This window comes from Arcobacter defluvii (assembly GCF_013201725.1).
Lineage (GTDB): Bacteria > Campylobacterota > Campylobacteria > Campylobacterales > Arcobacteraceae > Aliarcobacter > Aliarcobacter defluvii.
This window is the reverse complement of record NZ_CP053835.1, coordinates 2,890,872-2,908,235: the sequence shown is the minus strand read 5'-3', so window position 1 is coordinate 2,908,235 and position 17,364 is coordinate 2,890,872. Positions and strand designations below refer to the sequence as shown.

The window sequence follows — 17,364 nt, the reverse complement described above, 5'->3', positions numbered from 1 at the left end:
ATATAAATCTTTGTATTTTTTATTTATAGTATATCTAAAAAATGTTTTTGAGCCTCTTTAAGTCCAAGATTAAAACACTCTTGCATCTCTTTAAAGGTAAAAAGTGAAAACTCTTTTATGTGGTGTGTTCCTATATAATGGTTAGTATTTTCTATTGTATATTTATGATTTGTGTGTAGTTGTTTAAATAAAATTTTTTTTGCATTTTTTATTGGATTTATTCTTTTTTTGGGATTTTCTATATTTTTTGCAAATAAATCTAAAGTATGAATTTCATAACCTTTATTTTCTAAAGGTTTTATTGGTAAATTGTCAAATAAACCACCATCGATTAAATACATATTTTCATAAGTAACTGGCTTAAACAAAGGAATTAATGCACTTGATGCCATACACAAAGTAATAGTATCACCACTATTAAAATAGTGAAGTTGATTTTTTTTTATATCATAAGCACAAACATAAACTGGTTTTGGAATATACTCAAGTTTTTCAATAGGAAGTAGTTCTTTGATGATTTTATTTGAAGAGTCAATTTTCAATAAACCATTTCTAAAGAAGTTGAATTTTAGAGTTTGTTTTATATCTTTTGATGCGAAGATTTTTAATTGTTCTTTTGCACTTATACCACTTGCATGAGAAGCTGAAATAATAGCACCAATTGAAGAACCACTATAAGCTTTTATATCAATATTATGTTGTTCACAAAAATCTAATACTCCTAGATGAAAAGCTCCGCGTGCTGCTCCACCACCTAGAACAAATGCAATATTATTTTGATTCATGTTTATCTAACCAATCAATAATTTTAAATTCTCCATCAAAAGTTTCAACAATTGCAGTACAAGACTCAACCCAGTCGCCACAATTTAGATATTCAATTTCGTTGATATATCTTATTTCAGCTTTGTGAATATGTCCACAAATAATACCATCAAAACCTTTATTTTTTGCATGACTTGATAAAACTTGTTCAAAATCATTGATAAATGAAACAGAAGATTTTACACTATCTTTTACATATTTTGAGAGTGACCAATATTTTTTTATACCAAATTTTTTTCTAAAAAAATTTAAAACAGAATTTAAATGAAGAAGTAAATCATATCCATAATCACCCAATACAGCTAACCATTTTTTGGTCATAGTAATTGAATCAAAAAAATCACCATGGGTTATGAAATATTTTTTTCCATTTATACTTTCATATTCAAGTTCATTTGAGATATTTATAGTGTTACCTAAAATTAAAGGGACAAAAGGTCTTAGAAATTCATCATGGTTACCAGTTATAAATGTAACTTTTGTACCTTTTCTTGCTTTTTTGAGAATCTTTTGAATAACATCTGAGTGTTCTTGCGGCCAAATTAACTTCCTTTTTATTGCCCAACCATCTATAATATCACCTACTAAAATAAGGTGTTCACACTCATTATGTTTAAAAAAATTTAGAAGAACTTTTGCCTTAGAAAAACGAGTTCCTAAGTGTATGTCGGAGATAAAAATGCTTTTATATTTCATAAAAGCATTTTAAATCCTTTTAATTACAATTTGATTTCTTAAACTGCTAATAAACCATTTTTTACATTTAAATATGTTTCTTCATTACAAAGAATATTTACAATCTCTAATGCAAAACTCATTGCTGTTGCTGGACCTCTTGAAGTTATTATATTGTCATCAATTACTATTGCATCATTTTTGTGGTAGCCATTTAATCTAATTTTTTGTTCAAAACTTGGATAGCAAGTATAATTTTCATTTAAAACACCCGCTTCATGAAGAGCAAAAGGTGCTGCACAAATTGCTCCAATATGTTTATTTTTTTCTTTAAATTCTTTTAGTAGATTTTGAACATTTTTGTCTTTTGCCAGAGTATAAGCATTTGGAAGACCACCAGGTAAAACTATCATATCAAAATCATCAGAATTTATATTTTCAATTTTACAATCAGCTTCAATTTTTATATTATGTGCTCCAATAGTTTGAATATTTTCAACACCTGCTATTGTAACTTCAATATTTGCTCGTCTACAAATATCAATAATTGATATTGCTTCAATTTCTTCAAAACCATTTGAAATAGGAACTATAATTTTTGCCATTTTTTTGCCTTTTTGATTTATTGTAAATATTATATACAAAGGAAATTTAAAATTCTAAAAAATAAATAATTTTAAAGGCTTTTAATAGCGTATTATTCAAGGATATATAAGCAAATTTTAAATAAAATCTAAGCAATTATAAAAAGGGGTTTTTATGTTTAAAAATATTTCTAAAGTAGGTTTTTTAGCAACTTTACTTCTATTTTTCATCTCAGGATGTTCTTATAAAAAGATAGTTTCAAATACTGCTGTTAGTGATGATGTAATAAAAGAATATAGTAAAGTGCAAACGGCAAAGCAACATCTAGAAGTTGCAGAAGATATGCAAAAAAATGTAACTACACAAAATTCGCTAGAAGCTACAATTGCATCGCTTGCAACTCAAATTATGCAAAATAGAAAACTAGATACAAATAAACCTGTACTTATAACATCATTTGTTAGATTAGATCAATTAAAAGAAACATCTGAGTTTGGACGAGTTATAGGAGAGAGTTTGATAAATGAACTTTCAAACAGAGGTTTTAATATTATTGAATATAGAGGGCAAATGGCTGTTTCTATAAATGAACAAGGTGAATATTTTATTTCTAGAAAACCCCACGAAATCAAAAATAAAGTACCAAGTACTTATGTTGTTGTAGGAACATATTCAAGACAAGTTGGAAGAATTATTTTAAATGCTAGAGTTATTGATAATGTTACAGGTAAAATTATTTCAAGTGCAAGATCAACTTATAATCATGGTTTAACGAATGATTGTATGATGTTTAGAGATTGTGCCCCTGCAAGAACTATAAATATTATAAAAGAGCGATAATTTATGGTATTTAAATTATTAAGAATTTCGAAACTCTTTTTAGTTTCTTTTTTCTTAACACTTTTTTTTACTTCATGTTCTTATAAAAATCCAATAAGTGGTTCTAATAATTTTCATTCTTTAATTTCTGGAATGGTTGATGAATCAGCTAATAAAATCAAAAAAAATGTTTCAAATGGTGAAGTTGTTTTAGTATCAGATTTTGTTAATTTAGATAAATTAAAAAATAAATCACAATTAGGTTTTTTATTGTCTAGTATGTTAAAAGATAAATTATCATCACTTGATATAATTGTAAAAGAGATTGAACTAGGAAAAGAGTTTGAATTTGGTCCATCTGGATTTAATCTTTTAACAAGAGAAAAAGATAAAATTGTAACAAATAAAGTTAAATCAAAATATGCAGTTGTGGGTACATATTCAATTTCTAGTAGAAGTTTAAATGTGTTTATAAAATTGATTGATATTCAAACAGGAAATATCTTATCTTCTTCTTATGGAAGAACAGATATTGATGAAGAAATTTTAGGCTTGGAAGGGACTTTAGATAAAAAAGTTTTACCTCCTCAAAGACCTTATCTTTTTTTATAAAATATCTTGAATTAAGAATTGAGGAGTTATTTCTCCTCTAAATTCATTTTTTGCAATAGAAACTATTAAATTTAAAGTTGATGATATATTTGTATTTGAATCATTAAACTTTAAAGCTTCAAAGATAATTCCATTACTATTTAGAGTTAGTTTTAAGTGATTTTTATCACGTCCAATTAAATCATATTTGACTAATGATGTATTTGAAATCTTAAAAATTGGTCTATGATTTTCTAAACCATAAGGTTCAAATTGTTCAAGTATTGATAAAAATTCCAAATCAACTGCTTCAACATCTAATTCACCTAAGGTAATTGGTTCAATATGTAAATCGTTTTTGAAATTTTCTAATTCTTTATTTATTATAGTTTTAAATTCTTCAAGATTTTCTTCTTTTAATGATAATCCAGCTGCATTTTTATGTCCACCATAACCTATTAGAAGATGAGAAGCTTTAGTAATTAAATCATAAAGATTTATATTTGCATTTGCTCTTGCACTTCCTTTTGCTATTCCATTATGAATAGAAAAAATAAAAGCTGGTTTTTTATAAGAATTAGAAAGTTTTGATGCAACAATTCCTATAACTCCTTCATGCCAATTTTCTCCCCAAACTACAACGGCATTATCCTCTTTATTTGTTTTAGAATCTGCTTTTTTTGATATTTCTTCTTGTAAAGTTTTTCGATAATTATTTAACTCATCTAATAACGCTAAAGTTTCATTTGCATTGTGAGAGTTTTCAGAAAGTAAAAAATCTAAAGCAATACTTGCATCGTCCATTCTTCCTGCACTATTTAATTTAGGTGCAATAAAAAATCCAATATCATCAGAAACTAAAGAGTCTTTTGCCATTATTTCATTTAATTTTTTAAAAGCTTCTCTTGGTGATGATTTTATTTTTTTTAATCCTTGTTTTACAATTGTGTAATTAAGTGTCGTCATAGGCATAATATCAGCAATAATTGCAACACAAAGCAAGTCAAGAAATTCAGCCATATTTACATTTAAATTCATCTCTTTTTTTATAGCTGCACATAAATACCAAGCAACTTGTGCACCACAAATATCCTTAAACTCAAAATTACACTCTTTTTGTTTTGGATTGATTATTGCAAGTGCGAGGGGAATTTTATCACCAACTGTATGGTGGTCAGTAATGATTAAGTCAATATTTTTTTCTTTTAATTTTAAAGAAGCTTCATAAGCTGAGATTCCATTATCAACTGTTATTACTAAACCTTCATCAATTAAATCAACAATTTTTGTTGATAATCCATATCCATGCTCAAATCTATTTGGAATGATGTGATTAACTTTTACGTTAATTATTTTAAAAAAATCAAGCATTATAGATGTTGATACAACACCATCAACATCATAATCTCCTACAATAGTGATAGTTTCTTTATCTAATATTGCTTTTTTGATTCGTTTACTAGCAATTTGAATATCTTTGAAATTTTCAGGTGAAGGTAAATCTGCAAGTTTTGAATAAGGATTATTCAAATGTCTCGCAGAAAGAAGTTCAAAAAGTCTATTTTTTGTTATTTTAGACATTACTTTGTTTTATTTGCTTGTTTTACAAACTCTAAAATAATTGGATTAGGAGTCTCTAAATGAGATGTAAATTCTGGGTGAAATTGTACTCCCACAAACCAAGGATGATCTTTTATTTCAACTGCTTCAATTAGACCATTTGATTGACCTGATATAATCATACCAGCAGCTTCTAATTGTTCTTTATATTTAGGATTTGCTTCATATCTATGTCTGTGTCTTTCATAGTATATTTCATCATTTCCATAAGCTTTTTGTAATTTAGAACCTTTTAGTGGTTCAAATGGATATTCTCCTAATCTCATAGTTCCACCCATTGGTGATTCATGAGTTCTTAATTGTTTATTTCCACTTTGGTCTATAAATTCATCAATTAAATAAATTAATGGATTTGGTGTTTCAGGATTAAACTCAATTGAGTTTGCATCTTCAATTCCTAAAACATTTCTAGCATATTCGATAATTGAAAGTTGCATTCCTAAACAAATTCCTAAATAAGGTATTTTATTTTCTCTTGCATATTTAATAGCTTCTAATTTTCCTTTAACACCTCTATGTCCAAATCCACCAGCAACTAAAATACCATCAGCATTTCCAATGATCTCATAAACACCAGAATCTTCTATTCTTTCACTATCACACCAGTGAATATTTACTTTTGTATTTAAGTGAGCACCTGCGTGAATTAAAGCTTCAATAAGTGATTTGTATGATTCTTTTAATCCTAAATATTTTCCTACAAATGCAATTGTAACTTCATCTTGAGGAACTAAAATATTTTTTACTAAAGTGTCCCATCTTTCCATATTTGGTTTGATTTTAATATTAAAATGTTCTGATAAAGGATTTAAAATTCCTTCTTTTATAAAATGAAGAGGAACTTGATAAATAGACTGCGCATCACCAGCTTCAATAACTGCATTTCTATCAATATCACAAGATAGAGCTAATTTATCTTTTAGATTTTTTGGTAACTCTTTTTCAGTTCTACAAACTAGCATATGAGGAGTAATTCCTATTCTTCTTAATTCTTGAACAGAGTGTTGAGTTGGTTTTGTTTTTAATTCACCAGCTGCTTTTATATAAGGAATTAAACTTACATGAATATTCATAGTATTTGTTTTTGGTTGCTCATGTCTAATTGCTCGAATTGACTCCATAAATGGAAGTCCTTCGATATCACCAACTGTCCCACCAAGTTCTATTATTAAAAAATCATGGTCATCAGCAGCAGCATAAATTCTACTTTTTATTTCATCAACAACGTGAGGAATTACTTGGATAGTTTTACCTAAATATCCACCTTCTCTTTCTCTTTTTATTACACTTTGATAAACTTGACCTGTCGTAAAACTATTTTTTTTAGTTAAAGTTTTATCAATAAATCTTTCATAGTTTCCTAAATCTAAATCTGTTTCAGCACCATCAGCAGTAACAAAAACTTCCCCATGTTCAAGTGGACTCATTGTTCCTGGGTCTACATTTAAGTACGGGTCAATTTTAAGCATACTTACTTTAAATCCTGATTGTTTTAATATTGTTGCAATAGAAGCAGAAGTTATACCTTTTCCTAGAGAACTAAGAACCCCACCCGTTACAAAAATGAATTTTGTCATAAAAAATACTCCATAAAATTGTTGATAAATATATAATCGCGATTGTATCTAAGTTTTGTTGATAAGTAAGTTAATTAATGTATTCAATTTTAGAGATAAGAAAGTTCTTATCTCCATATAATTTCTATTTAAGTTTATCTAATCTTGGATAGATAAATACAGCTTTTCTAAATACTTTTACTTTTTCTGGATCTTCTTTTGCAAAAGCTTTTAATGTTAAAGTAATAGGTGTATCCTTAGTATTATCACTAACTAAAACTTTATCAGTTTCTAAAATCACAACTTTTTTTGCAAGTTTTCCAGGACTTAAAGTAAATGGTTCAAATCTTGTAATTTTAATGTCTGGATGATCTACTACTTCAATATCATATGTTAACGGAACTGCTTCTGTATTTTGGAAAAGTAATACAAAATTATTTGCAACTACATTATTTTCTTTTACTTTATAAAGTTGAGTTGTTTTATTGATATTTAAAAGCATATGCTCTTTCTCTCCACCCATTACAAATAAAAGACCAATAACAACTAATAAAGCTACAAAATACATAATAGTTGATTTTCTAACCATCTTTGTAGGAATATCATTTTTAATTGCATTAGTACTTGACCATTGAACAAGTGAAGGTTTTCCTAATTTTCCCATAACAGTTGTACAGGCATCAACACACTCTAAACAGTTGATACACTCAAGTTGTAAACCTTTTCTAATATCTATATGTGTAGGACAAACTGTTACACATGATTCACATGTTGTACATTCGTTTGTTTGTTCTGGTAAATCTTTTGCTTTAAAAATGATTTTTTCTTTATTCTCATTATAGATTTGTCCACCTCTATTTGTAGAGTAAATTGCTTGATATGTATCATTATCATATAAAACAGATTGAACTCTTGAATAAGGACATATGTAAACACAAAAATCTTCTTTTAAAAATACTACATCATAGATTAAAAAAGCTGCTATTGCTAAAACAAATCCAATTAAAAATAAATGTTCAGTTGGATTTTGTAAATAAGCAAAGAAATCTTCAGGAGGAACAAAATACCACATAAAATCAGCCGCTGCAATAAGTGCTAAAGAAGCCCAAATGATGATACCTATAACTTTTTTTGTTTTGTTCTCTGCTTTTGATAAGTCTGGTTCTTTTTGTTTGTTTTTAATTCTTCTTAAACCTAAAAGTTTAGATTCAATTAAATCTCTGTATATTACCCTGAAAATAGTTTGAGGACATGCCCACCCACACCAAGCTCTTCCACCTAGTGAAGTTACAGCAAAAATTCCTAAAAATAAAAGCATTAATAAAAAAGGCATTAGATATAACTCTTGCATATCAAATGCTGTTCCTAATAAATGTAACTGTTTTTTATCAAAAGATAGTAAAAAAATATGATTACCATCAATTCTAATAAATGGCATTCCTAATGCAACAATTGTTGCAATTATGTATCCATAATATCTTTTAATCCTAAATGGAGTTTTATTTAAAAACTCATTATTCTCTTTCATTTTAAAACCTTTATGATTTTTTTAAAATTTTATATAAACTAACCTTATGATTTGCATAAATAATTATAAGAATTAGTTATATTAAAATATTTAAGGTTATTATAATTGAGTTAATTTATTAAATAAAGCAATTTTTTCTTTCACCTCTAAAATCATATCATCAAGTTTCTTTATTTCAAAATTTGTGATAGTTGGATAATCCTTTATAGTTGATTCAAAATTATTTATAAGTTCATCAATATTTGAATATTTGATTACTGGAATATTTAATTTAGAAATTAATTTATCATTATAACTTTTATCTTCTCTTTTAAATAAAACAGGAAAATTACCACATGATAGCGATTCATAAGCAGTTTGTGTTGAACTTGTAAGAAGATATTTTGAATTTTGTATAGTTTGAACATACTCTTCTTCATCAATAACATTTGAAAAGTGATTTTGAAATATTTTTTCATTTCCCAAAAAGAAATAATGTCCCATTAGAAGATTTAAATCAAATTTTTTTGAATCTTTTAATAAATCTAACAGTAAATTATTATAATCATCATCTCCAAAAAAAAGAGTTTTTTCAAAAATGCTATTTTCACTTTTTTTATAAAGAGTAGTATCAACTATGATATCATCATTTTTAATTTCATATAACAAAGAACAAAACTCTTCCATCTCTTTTCTCATCTCTTCGTTTGTTTCATTTGAATCATAAATCAAAATATCTTTTCTTTGCATAATATTAGGAAGATTTCTTATTACATCAATATTTACATATTTTTTTATTTCTAAATTATCTTTTGCAAAAGCTCCTGCTCTAAAATCACTTGTACATAATATGGGATTAAACTCTTTTAATAAATTTGCAATGGCTGCACATCTTTTTGTCGCTTCTAATCCAATTGTATGACCACTTTTTGCATATAAATAAATTTGCATATTATAAACCTTTAAAAAAAATTAATTATTAAAATTAGTTTTATTTTATAAAAATAAAATAAATAAGCGCCTTAAAAGTAAAAATTGTATCCAAATGAAAATTACTAGAAGATTTTCTTTTAATAAGATATTTTATAATAAATATTAAAGCATAATTTATTAAAATGTATAAAATTATGATAAGGAAAATTTATGAAATCATCATTTAAAAGAGTTATGTTTTTATCTTTTTTAATAGTTACATTTTTTAATTTTAATGTAAATGCTCAAGAAGGAAAAGTTATAGGTGGTTCAATGCATGAAATACCTAGTTGGTTTAAAGAGAGCTTTTTAGATATCAAAGAAGATATTGAAGAGGCTAAAGCAAAAAATAAACATTATATGATTTTTATGGATTTAGAAGGATGTCCATATTGTGCAAAGATGTTAAAAGAAAGTTTTATTAATGAAAATAAAACAAGTGATTTTATTAAAAAATATTTTGATGTAATTGAGTTAAATGTAAAAGGGAGTAGGGAAGTTACTTGGGATGAAAATACAACTTTAACAGAAAAAGAATTAGCAGAAAAGCTTGAAATCCAATATAGTCCAACAATTTTATTTTTTGATGATAAAAAAGAGATAATTGTAAGAGTTAATGGTTATAGAAATCCATCAGATTTTAAATATATCTTGGAGTATGTTCAAGGTGAACATTATAAAAAAATGAGTTTAACTGAATATGTAAATAAAATAGAAAAACAAAATCTTTATACGTTTAAAGATAATAAAATGTTTAAAAATATCAAAGATTTATCAAAAATAAAAACACCATTAGCTGTTGTTTTTGAAGATGGTAGTTGTACTCAATGTGATTATTTTCATGATAAAGTATTAAAAAATAAAGATGTTATGGATGAGTTTAAGAAATTTACAATAGTGAGATTTGATACAAATAGTAATGATGAAATTATTGATGTCGATGGAAATAAAACAACGGCAAAACAATGGGCTCAAACGATTAATTTAGATTATAGACCTGGAATTTTACTTTATGATAATAAAAAATTAATTTCAACAATTGATGCACTTTTATATCCTTTCCATTTCAAAGAATTACTAAGATATGTAAGTGGAAAATATTATGAAAAATATCCAAAAAGTTATTTGGATTATTTAAAAGTAAGACAAGAGGAACTTTTGAAAAAAGGAATTAATATAAATCTTGGAGAATAGAAGAAAATAACACTTCATAAGAAGTGTTATTTATGATTTTTTATTGAATAAATTTAAGTTTAAGTGTATTATATCAAGTGCTGCTGGCGTAATTCCCGATATTAAACTTGCATTGAAAAGAGTTGGTGGTTTGTGTTTTTGAAGCTTTTCAATTACTTCATTTGATAAACCTGGTAATCCTTTATAATTAAACTCATCAGGAATCGTAGTTTTTAACATTTTTTTCATTTTTTCAATTTGTTTTTGTTGTTTTTGGATATATCTATAATATTTTGCTTCAATTATAATTTGTTCTTTTAAATATTCATCAATTTGAGTTAAACTAGGAACTAATTTATCAAATTTTGTTGAGTCTATAGTATTTCTTCCTATTAAATCTACAAGTAGAACTTTATCATTAATTTTCTCTTCACCTATTGATTCTAAAAGTTCTAAAGTCTCTTTTTTTGATGTTAACCATTCATTTGCCATAAATTCTATTGAATCATCTAAAGTTTTTCTTTTATTTTCAACTTTTGCCATAGTTTCATCATCTATCAAACCAAATTCATATCCATATTGACTTAATCTTAAATCAGCATTCTCTTCTCTTAAAAGAAGTCTATATTCAGCTCTGCTCGTGAACATTCTATATGGTTCATTAGTACCTTTAGTTACTAAATCATCTATTAAAACACCAATATATGCTTCATCTCGTCTTAAAATAAAAGGTTCTTTTTCATCTATTGCTAAACAAGCATTTATTCCTGCTATTAGACCTTGTGCTGCAGCCTCTTCATAACCAGTTGTTGCATTTATTTGTCCAGCAAGATATAAATTTTTTATTTTTTTAGTTTCAAGTGAATGTTTTAATTCTGTTGGATCAATATAATCATATTCAATAGCATACCCATATCTTATAATTCTTGCATTTTCCAAACCTCTAACAGAGTGAATCATCTCTTTTTGTACATCAATAGGAAGTGAGCTTGACATACCATTAATATAGTATTCTGTACACATAGCTGTTTGTGGTTCTAAAAATAATTGGTGTCTATCTCGTTCAGCAAATCTATTTACTTTATCTTCAATACTTGGACAATATCTAGGTCCCAATCCTTCAATTTGTCCTGTAAAAAGTGGAGCTCTATAAAAGTTTGATGAAATAATTTCATGAGTTTTTTCATTTGTATAAGTTATATAACAAGGATATTGAGTTGGAGCAAATTTAGATTTATCTGTTCTAAATGAAAATGGTGCTGGATTTACATCTCCACCATGCATATCCATAACTGAAAAATCTATTGAATTTGCATCAATTCTTGATGGAGTACCAGTTTTTAATCTACCAACTCTTAGTCCTAACTCTTTTAACTGAGTTGATAAAGTAGTTGATGGAAGTTCCCACGCACGTCCTGCTTCGTATTTGTTTTCACCAATGTGAACAAGTCCACGCATAAATGTACCTGTTGTTAAAATAACTTTTTTTGCTGTAAACTCTTCAGTTAATTTTGTTTTTACACCATATATTTCATTTTCATTTTTTACTAATAATGCAGTTACTTCATCTTGATAAACTTCTAGATTTGGAGTATTATGACAAACTTTTCTCATGTAAGTTCTGTATTTATCCATATCAATTTGAGCTCGACTCCCTTGAACAGCTGCACCTTTAGAAGCATTTAGTATTCTAAATTGAATACCAGCATAATCAGTACAAAGACCCATCTCTCCACCAATTGCATCGAGTTCTCTAACTAAGTGTCCTTTTGCAAGACCACCAACTGCTGGGTTACAACTAGCAGCTCCAATTTGTTCAACTAACATTGTAATAAGAAGAGTTTTTTTACCCATTCTTGCGCTTGCTAGTGAGGCTTCAATTCCTGCATGACCACCTCCAACAACAATTACATCATAATCCATTTTATTCCTTTTGATTAAGAGAAAATTATATTTTGAATTTTTTATAAATCAACTGTATCTTTTTAAGTTTTATAGTAAAGTAAGTTAAAATTAGCTTCTCAACATTTTTTCGATATTATACCTAAATTTTAACAAAAGGTTTTTTAAGTGTTTACAGGACTTATACGAGAATTGGCAAAAGTTGTTAGTTTTAAAAACAATTTTTTAACTTTACATGCAAAATATCATCCAAAAACTGGAGATTCTATTGCTATTAATGGAGCATGTTTAACAGTTGTAAAAGTTACAAGTGATACATTTACAGTTGAACTTTCACCAGAATCGCAAAAAATTCTTGCAATGGAAAACTATAAAGATGAGGTTCATATGGAACCTGCAATGATGATGGGTGATAGATTTGAAGGTCATATAGTTCAAGGTCATGTAGATTGTTTAGGAACAGTTAAATCAATAAAACAAAATGGAAATTCAACAGATTTTTTTATTGCTTTACCATCTGAATATTTAAAATATATTATTCCAAAAGGAAGTGTTACAATAGATGGAGTTTCACTTACTGTAAATGAAGTTTTAAAAGACAGTTTTAGACTTACAATTATCCCTCATACAATTGAAAATACAATATTTAAAAGATATAAAATAGGTACAAAAGTAAATCTTGAAACAGATATGTTTGCAAGATATATTTATAATATGTTTAATATTAATAGTGATAAAAAAGCTGGATTATCATGGAATGATGTAGATAGAATAATGGCTAATTATTAGGCGATTTTTCTATCTCATTGGTTTTTTTTGAGTTTTCTTCTTTATTTTCTAGATTATTGATATTTTTATAAGTATAGAAGTATTTCTTTTTTAAAACATTTACATAAGGTTTTACTGTTGCTATTTTCATATCAGGTAAATTTGTAATTTCTATGATTCTTCCTACTTTTAATCCTTCATAAAAGATATTATCCATTCCTGAAGTTATTACTTCATCTCCTTTATTAATTTCAGACCAAATAGGAATAAATTTTATAAGTAATTCATCTGGAGTTTCACCTGCTGTGATAATACCTGGATTTTTACCTTCACCAATAAATACAGCATAAGAGCAATCTTTATTACCATTTAATAAACCAACAGCTCTTCCATTTTTATTTACTACAATTCCAGCAGCATTGTTTTCAGTGATTAAACCTAAGATTTTGTCATCTTGAGGAACTTTATCTAGCCAAACTTTAGTAAAGTCATTAAAATTTATATAAGATAAAACTTTTACAAGTTCAATTTCTGGTTTAATTTCTGTTACTTCAACATGAACTAAAAATTCTTTTATTGCATCTAATTGTTTTTGAGTTGTATTATAAAGAATTTTATACTCTTTTAACTCATTATTTTCAGCTCTTAAATCTTCTATTGTTTTTGCTTGATTAAAATGTTTTTCAATATTAGTTGATATATTTATAACTTTATTTATGTAAGATATTTTTAAATCATTAAAAAAAGTAAATTTTTTAACAAGTAGCTCATCTATCTCAAAAATATAAGATAAACTTGCTACAACAAATAAAAAAATAAATACAAATTTACGCATTAGTTATTTGTAATAAGTTTTAATAATTCCGGTTCATCAAGAACTTGACTTGTTCCATAAGCTACTGATAATAAAGGTTCATTTGCAACTTTTACAGGTAGTTTAATAATTTCAGCTAAATAAGTATCTAAACCTCGAATTAATGCTCCCCCACCAGTGATAATAACACCATTATCCACAATATCACTCGCTAAATCAGGTGGCATATTTTCAAGAACACTTTTAATAGCAGATACAATTTCTTTTAGTGGTTCTTTTATTGCAATTCTTACACCTTCACTTCCAAGTTCAATAGTTGAAAGAAGACCAGAATTATCTCTTCCTTTTACTTTCATTTTTAGCTCAGTATCAAGTTTTATAGCTGTACCAATTTCTATTTTAATATTTTCAGCAGTTCTTTCACCAATAAATAAATTATAGTTTTGTCTTACATGTTCCATAATTGATTTATCAAATTTATCACCTGCAACTTTAATTGATTTACATAAAACTAAACCACCTAAAGATGTTACTCCAATTTCTGTAGTTCCTCCACCTATATCAACCACGACATAACCAGATGGATCTGATACAGGAATTCCAGCACCAATTGCAGCTGCCATTGGTTCTTCTACTAAAAATACTTCTCTTGCTCCTGCACTCATAGCTGATTCTTCAACAGCTTTTTTTTCAACTTGAGTAATACCATATGGGATACAAATAATAATTCTAGGACGAATAAAAGATTTTCTAGAATGAGCCTTTTCAATAAAGTATCTAATCATCCTTTCAGTCATTTCAAAATCTGCAATAACACCATCTTGCATTGGTCGAACAGCTTGAATATTTAAAGGAGTTTTTCCAATCATTTGTTTAGCTTCTTGTCCAACAGCTAAAATTCTATCTTTACCTTGTCTATCACTTTGAACTGCAACAACTGATGGTTCATTGATTATAATTCCTTTACCTCGAACAGAAACGATTGTATTTGCAGTTCCCAAATCAATCGCCATATCATTTGAAAAGAGACCTATTAATTTATCTAAAAACACTTTTATATCCTTTTTATGCTACTTTTGGTTCTTCAGTTTTTTGAACAACTTCTTTTGTTATGGTTACTGTTTTATTTTTATATTTTGGAAGATCAAACATAATATCAAGCATAATATCTTCTAAAATTGATCTTAATCCTCTTGCTCCTGTTTTTCTAGCAATTGCAAGTTTAGCTAACTCTTTTAATGCATCTTTTTCAAACTCTAATTTAACTTCATCCATTTCAAAGAGTTTTATATATTGTTTGATAAGAGCATTTTTAGGTTCTGTTAAAATATGAACCATATCATCTTCAGTTATTTCATTTAAAGTTGCAATCATATGTAATCTTCCAATTAATTCTGGAATTAATCCATATTTTACTAAATCATCTGTTTCGACTTTTGAAATAATTTTATCTTGGTCATTTTTTGTTTTTTTATCTTGATTAAATCCAAGAATATTTGCACCTTCTTTTTTCTTGATAATATCTTCAAGTCCATCAAAGGCACCACCACAAATAAATAAAATATTTGTCGTATCAACTTGAAGTGCATCTTGACCAGGATGTTTTCTTCCACCTTTTGGTGGAACATTTACAACACTTCCTTCAACAATTTTTAATAAAGCTTGTTGAACTCCTTCTCCTGAAACATCTCTTGTAATACTTCTATTTTCACTCATACGTGCAACTTTATCAACTTCATCAATAAAAATAATTCCACGTTCAGCTTTTTTGATATCACCATCTGCTGCTTGAACAAGTCTAGTAACAACATTTTCAACATCATCACCTACATATCCAGCTTCAGTTAAACTTGTTGCATCAGCAATTGCTAAAGGAACATCTAAATATTTAGAAATAGTTTGAGCTAAAAGAGTTTTTCCAGAACCTGTTGGTCCAATTAATAAAACATTTGATTTATTTAATTCTGTATCATCATCTATTTCATGATGTCTAAATATTCTTTTATAGTGGTTATAAACTGCAACTGATAAAACTTTTTTTGCTCTTTCTTGACCAATTACATATTCATCAAGTATTTTTTTTAATTCAGCTGGAGTTTTTATTTTTATTTCTTTTAGTTCACTTGCTTCAATTTTATTATTTTCTTCAATTGGAAGATTACCATTCATTATCTCATGTGCAGCATTTACACAAGCTCTACAAATACAAGCATTGTCACCAGCAATTACTGGATTATCTTTTGTATCTGTTGCACCACAAAAATCACATATTATTTTACTCATATTTTACTCGTTTATTTTCTATTGAAAGGAATACCTCTTTTTGTATTTAATACAAAACTAGCTAATTCTTTTACATATTTATTTTCATTTGTTTCAAATAACTCATGTGCTACATCTTGCAAAGGTTTTCCTGATTCGAAAAGTTCTTTATACGCAAATTTTATAGCATCAATATCTTCTCTATTTTCAAATCTTCTTCTTAAACCAGTTAAGTTTAATCCTCTAAGAACTGCTTTATTGCCTTCTGCTAAACAAAATGGAGGGATGTCTTGTGCAACAGCTGATGCTCCACCAACCATAACTTGTGTTCCAATTTTACAAAATTGATGCACTGGAGTTAATCCACCAATTACAACAAAATCTGCACATTCAACATGACCAGCAAGTGTAGCACCATTTGCAAAAATACAATTATCCCCAATAATACAATCATGTGCAACGTGAGTATATCCCATAAATAAGTTGTTACTTCCTATTTTAGTAATTGAACCACCACCAATTGTCCCTGGATTAAATAAAGTGTATTCTCTAATTTTATTGTTATCTCCAATAATTAATTCAACATCTTCACCATTAAATTTTAAATCTTGAGGAATTGTTCCAATTGTTGCATGTGAGAAAATATGATTGTTTTTACCAATTGTAGTTTTTCCTTCAATAACTGTATGTGAATCAATAATTGTTCCATCACCAATTTTTACATCTTTACCAATAATTGTGTATGCTCCAATTGTGATATTGTCTCCTAAAGTAGCTCCATCTTCAATTATTGCTGTTTTGTGAATGTTATTCATTTATTTGCCTATTTGTTATTTATCAACTATCATAGCTTTAAGTTCAGCTTCTGCTGTTAATTTTCCATCAACATAAGCTTTTCCAATAAGAGTCATTAATGAACTTTTCATTCTTACAACTTCTAATTCATAATCTAATCTATCTCCTGGTCTTACAGGATTTCTAAATTTTGCTTTATCAATACTCATAAAATAGATTACTTTATTTTTCATCTCTTCATCTGACATATCAGAACTTTTTAGTGCTAAAACACCACCGCATTGAGCCATTCCTTCTAAAATAAGTACACCTGGATAAATTGGATGACCTGGGAAATGTCCTTGAAACGCAGGTTCTGAAATAGAGATGTTTTTAAAACCTTTAATAGATTTTTTTAATTCCATATCTGTAATTCTGTCCACAAGTAATAATGGGTATCTATGAGGAAGAATTTCTTGAATTTGCATAATGTCTAACATATAATATCCTGATTTTTTTAT

The 17,364-nt window shown here is 27.3% G+C and carries 17 protein-coding genes; 4 read left to right on the top strand and 13 right to left on the bottom strand.

Annotation, left to right across the window (positions count from 1 at the left end):
• Window positions 1–23 precede the first annotated feature (23 nt).
• Genes ADFLV_RS14555 through ADFLV_RS14545 form a run of 3 tightly spaced genes read right to left on the bottom strand, consistent with a single transcriptional unit; the run spans window position 24 to window position 2,105 of the window.
• Window positions 24–785: a patatin-like phospholipase family protein gene (locus tag ADFLV_RS14555; protein WP_129011874.1), complete on the bottom strand. Its 762-nt coding sequence runs from the start codon at window positions 783–785 to the stop codon at window positions 24–26.
• Window positions 772–1,521 carry a UDP-2,3-diacylglucosamine diphosphatase gene (locus ADFLV_RS14550; RefSeq protein WP_014475446.1) on the bottom strand — a complete coding sequence of 250 codons (750 nt, stop codon included), beginning with the start codon at window positions 1,519–1,521 and terminating at the stop codon, window positions 772–774. The genes ADFLV_RS14555 and ADFLV_RS14550 overlap by 14 nt, the downstream gene beginning before the upstream one ends.
• 38 nt (window positions 1,522–1,559) lie before the next feature.
• Window positions 1,560–2,105, bottom strand: coding sequence for a DJ-1 family glyoxalase III (locus ADFLV_RS14545; RefSeq protein ID WP_129011875.1), 546 nt, complete (start codon window positions 2,103–2,105; stop codon window positions 1,560–1,562).
• A gap of 154 nt (window positions 2,106–2,259) precedes the next feature.
• Between ADFLV_RS14545 and ADFLV_RS14540 the strand changes: the two genes are divergently transcribed.
• Together ADFLV_RS14540 and ADFLV_RS14535 are read left to right on the top strand one after the other, a co-directional pair.
• The gene (locus ADFLV_RS14540; protein WP_014475444.1) at window positions 2,260–2,925 is read left to right on the top strand and encodes a FlgO family outer membrane protein; all 666 of its coding nucleotides are present in this window, start codon (window positions 2,260–2,262) and stop codon (window positions 2,923–2,925) included.
• Between the two features lie 3 nt (window positions 2,926–2,928).
• Window positions 2,929–3,516 carry a FlgO family outer membrane protein gene (locus ADFLV_RS14535; protein WP_014475443.1) on the top strand — a complete coding sequence of 196 codons (588 nt, stop codon included), beginning with the start codon at window positions 2,929–2,931 and terminating at the stop codon, window positions 3,514–3,516.
• Here the strand turns inward: ADFLV_RS14535 and recJ are convergent.
• The 4 genes from recJ to ADFLV_RS14515 form a co-directional block, all read right to left on the bottom strand.
• Complete coding sequence (gene recJ / locus ADFLV_RS14530; protein ID WP_014475442.1) at window positions 3,511–5,076, bottom strand: single-stranded-DNA-specific exonuclease RecJ; 1,566 nt, start codon at window positions 5,074–5,076, stop codon at window positions 3,511–3,513. The genes ADFLV_RS14535 and recJ overlap by 6 nt on opposite strands.
• The gene (pyrG, locus tag ADFLV_RS14525) at window positions 5,076–6,692 is read right to left on the bottom strand and encodes a CTP synthase (protein WP_014475441.1); all 1,617 of its coding nucleotides are present in this window, start codon (window positions 6,690–6,692) and stop codon (window positions 5,076–5,078) included. Before pyrG ends, recJ begins: the two co-directional genes overlap by 1 nt.
• A gap of 124 nt (window positions 6,693–6,816) precedes the next feature.
• Window positions 6,817–8,199 carry a cytochrome c oxidase accessory protein CcoG gene (gene ccoG, locus ADFLV_RS14520; RefSeq protein ID WP_129011876.1) on the bottom strand — a complete coding sequence of 461 codons (1,383 nt, stop codon included), beginning with the start codon at window positions 8,197–8,199 and terminating at the stop codon, window positions 6,817–6,819.
• Window positions 8,200–8,298: 99 nt separating this feature from the next.
• The gene (locus ADFLV_RS14515; RefSeq protein ID WP_129011877.1) at window positions 8,299–9,129 is read right to left on the bottom strand and encodes a hypothetical protein; all 831 of its coding nucleotides are present in this window, start codon (window positions 9,127–9,129) and stop codon (window positions 8,299–8,301) included.
• A 192-nt stretch (window positions 9,130–9,321) separates the two neighbouring features.
• Here ADFLV_RS14515 and ADFLV_RS14510 point away from each other — a divergent pair, with 192 nt between their 5' ends.
• Entirely contained in the window at window positions 9,322–10,344 is a 1,023-nt protein-coding gene (locus ADFLV_RS14510) for a thioredoxin family protein (RefSeq protein ID WP_014475438.1), read from the top strand.
• Window positions 10,345–10,374: 30 nt separating this feature from the next.
• On the opposite strand, the gene mnmG is transcribed toward ADFLV_RS14510, so the two are convergent.
• Window positions 10,375–12,246, bottom strand: a complete 1,872-nt coding sequence (gene mnmG / locus ADFLV_RS14505; protein WP_014475437.1) for a tRNA uridine-5-carboxymethylaminomethyl(34) synthesis enzyme MnmG — start codon at window positions 12,244–12,246, stop codon at window positions 10,375–10,377.
• 147 nt (window positions 12,247–12,393) lie between these two features.
• Here mnmG and ribE point away from each other — a divergent pair, with 147 nt between their 5' ends.
• Window positions 12,394–13,014, top strand: coding sequence for a riboflavin synthase (gene ribE, locus ADFLV_RS14500; protein ID WP_129011878.1), 621 nt, complete (start codon window positions 12,394–12,396; stop codon window positions 13,012–13,014).
• On the opposite strand, the gene mreC is transcribed toward ribE, so the two are convergent.
• Genes mreC through fabZ form a run of 5 tightly spaced genes read right to left on the bottom strand, consistent with a single transcriptional unit; the run spans window position 13,004 to window position 17,343 of the window.
• A complete protein-coding gene (gene mreC, locus ADFLV_RS14495) occupies window positions 13,004–13,828 on the bottom strand; it encodes a rod shape-determining protein MreC (protein ID WP_014475435.1) in 825 nt (274 codons plus the stop codon). The genes ribE and mreC overlap by 11 nt on opposite strands.
• Entirely contained in the window at window positions 13,828–14,859 is a 1,032-nt protein-coding gene (locus ADFLV_RS14490) for a rod shape-determining protein (protein ID WP_129011879.1), read from the bottom strand. Before ADFLV_RS14490 ends, mreC begins: the two co-directional genes overlap by 1 nt.
• 13 nt (window positions 14,860–14,872) lie before the next feature.
• Complete coding sequence (gene clpX / locus ADFLV_RS14485; RefSeq protein ID WP_129011880.1) at window positions 14,873–16,090, bottom strand: ATP-dependent Clp protease ATP-binding subunit ClpX; 1,218 nt, start codon at window positions 16,088–16,090, stop codon at window positions 14,873–14,875.
• An 11-nt stretch (window positions 16,091–16,101) separates the two neighbouring features.
• The gene (lpxA, locus tag ADFLV_RS14480; RefSeq protein WP_129011881.1) at window positions 16,102–16,884 is read right to left on the bottom strand and encodes an acyl-ACP--UDP-N-acetylglucosamine O-acyltransferase; all 783 of its coding nucleotides are present in this window, start codon (window positions 16,882–16,884) and stop codon (window positions 16,102–16,104) included.
• Window positions 16,885–16,899: 15 nt separating this feature from the next.
• Window positions 16,900–17,343, bottom strand: coding sequence for a 3-hydroxyacyl-ACP dehydratase FabZ (gene fabZ / locus ADFLV_RS14475; protein WP_014475431.1), 444 nt, complete (start codon window positions 17,341–17,343; stop codon window positions 16,900–16,902).
• Between the last annotated feature and the right edge of the window lie 21 nt (window positions 17,344–17,364).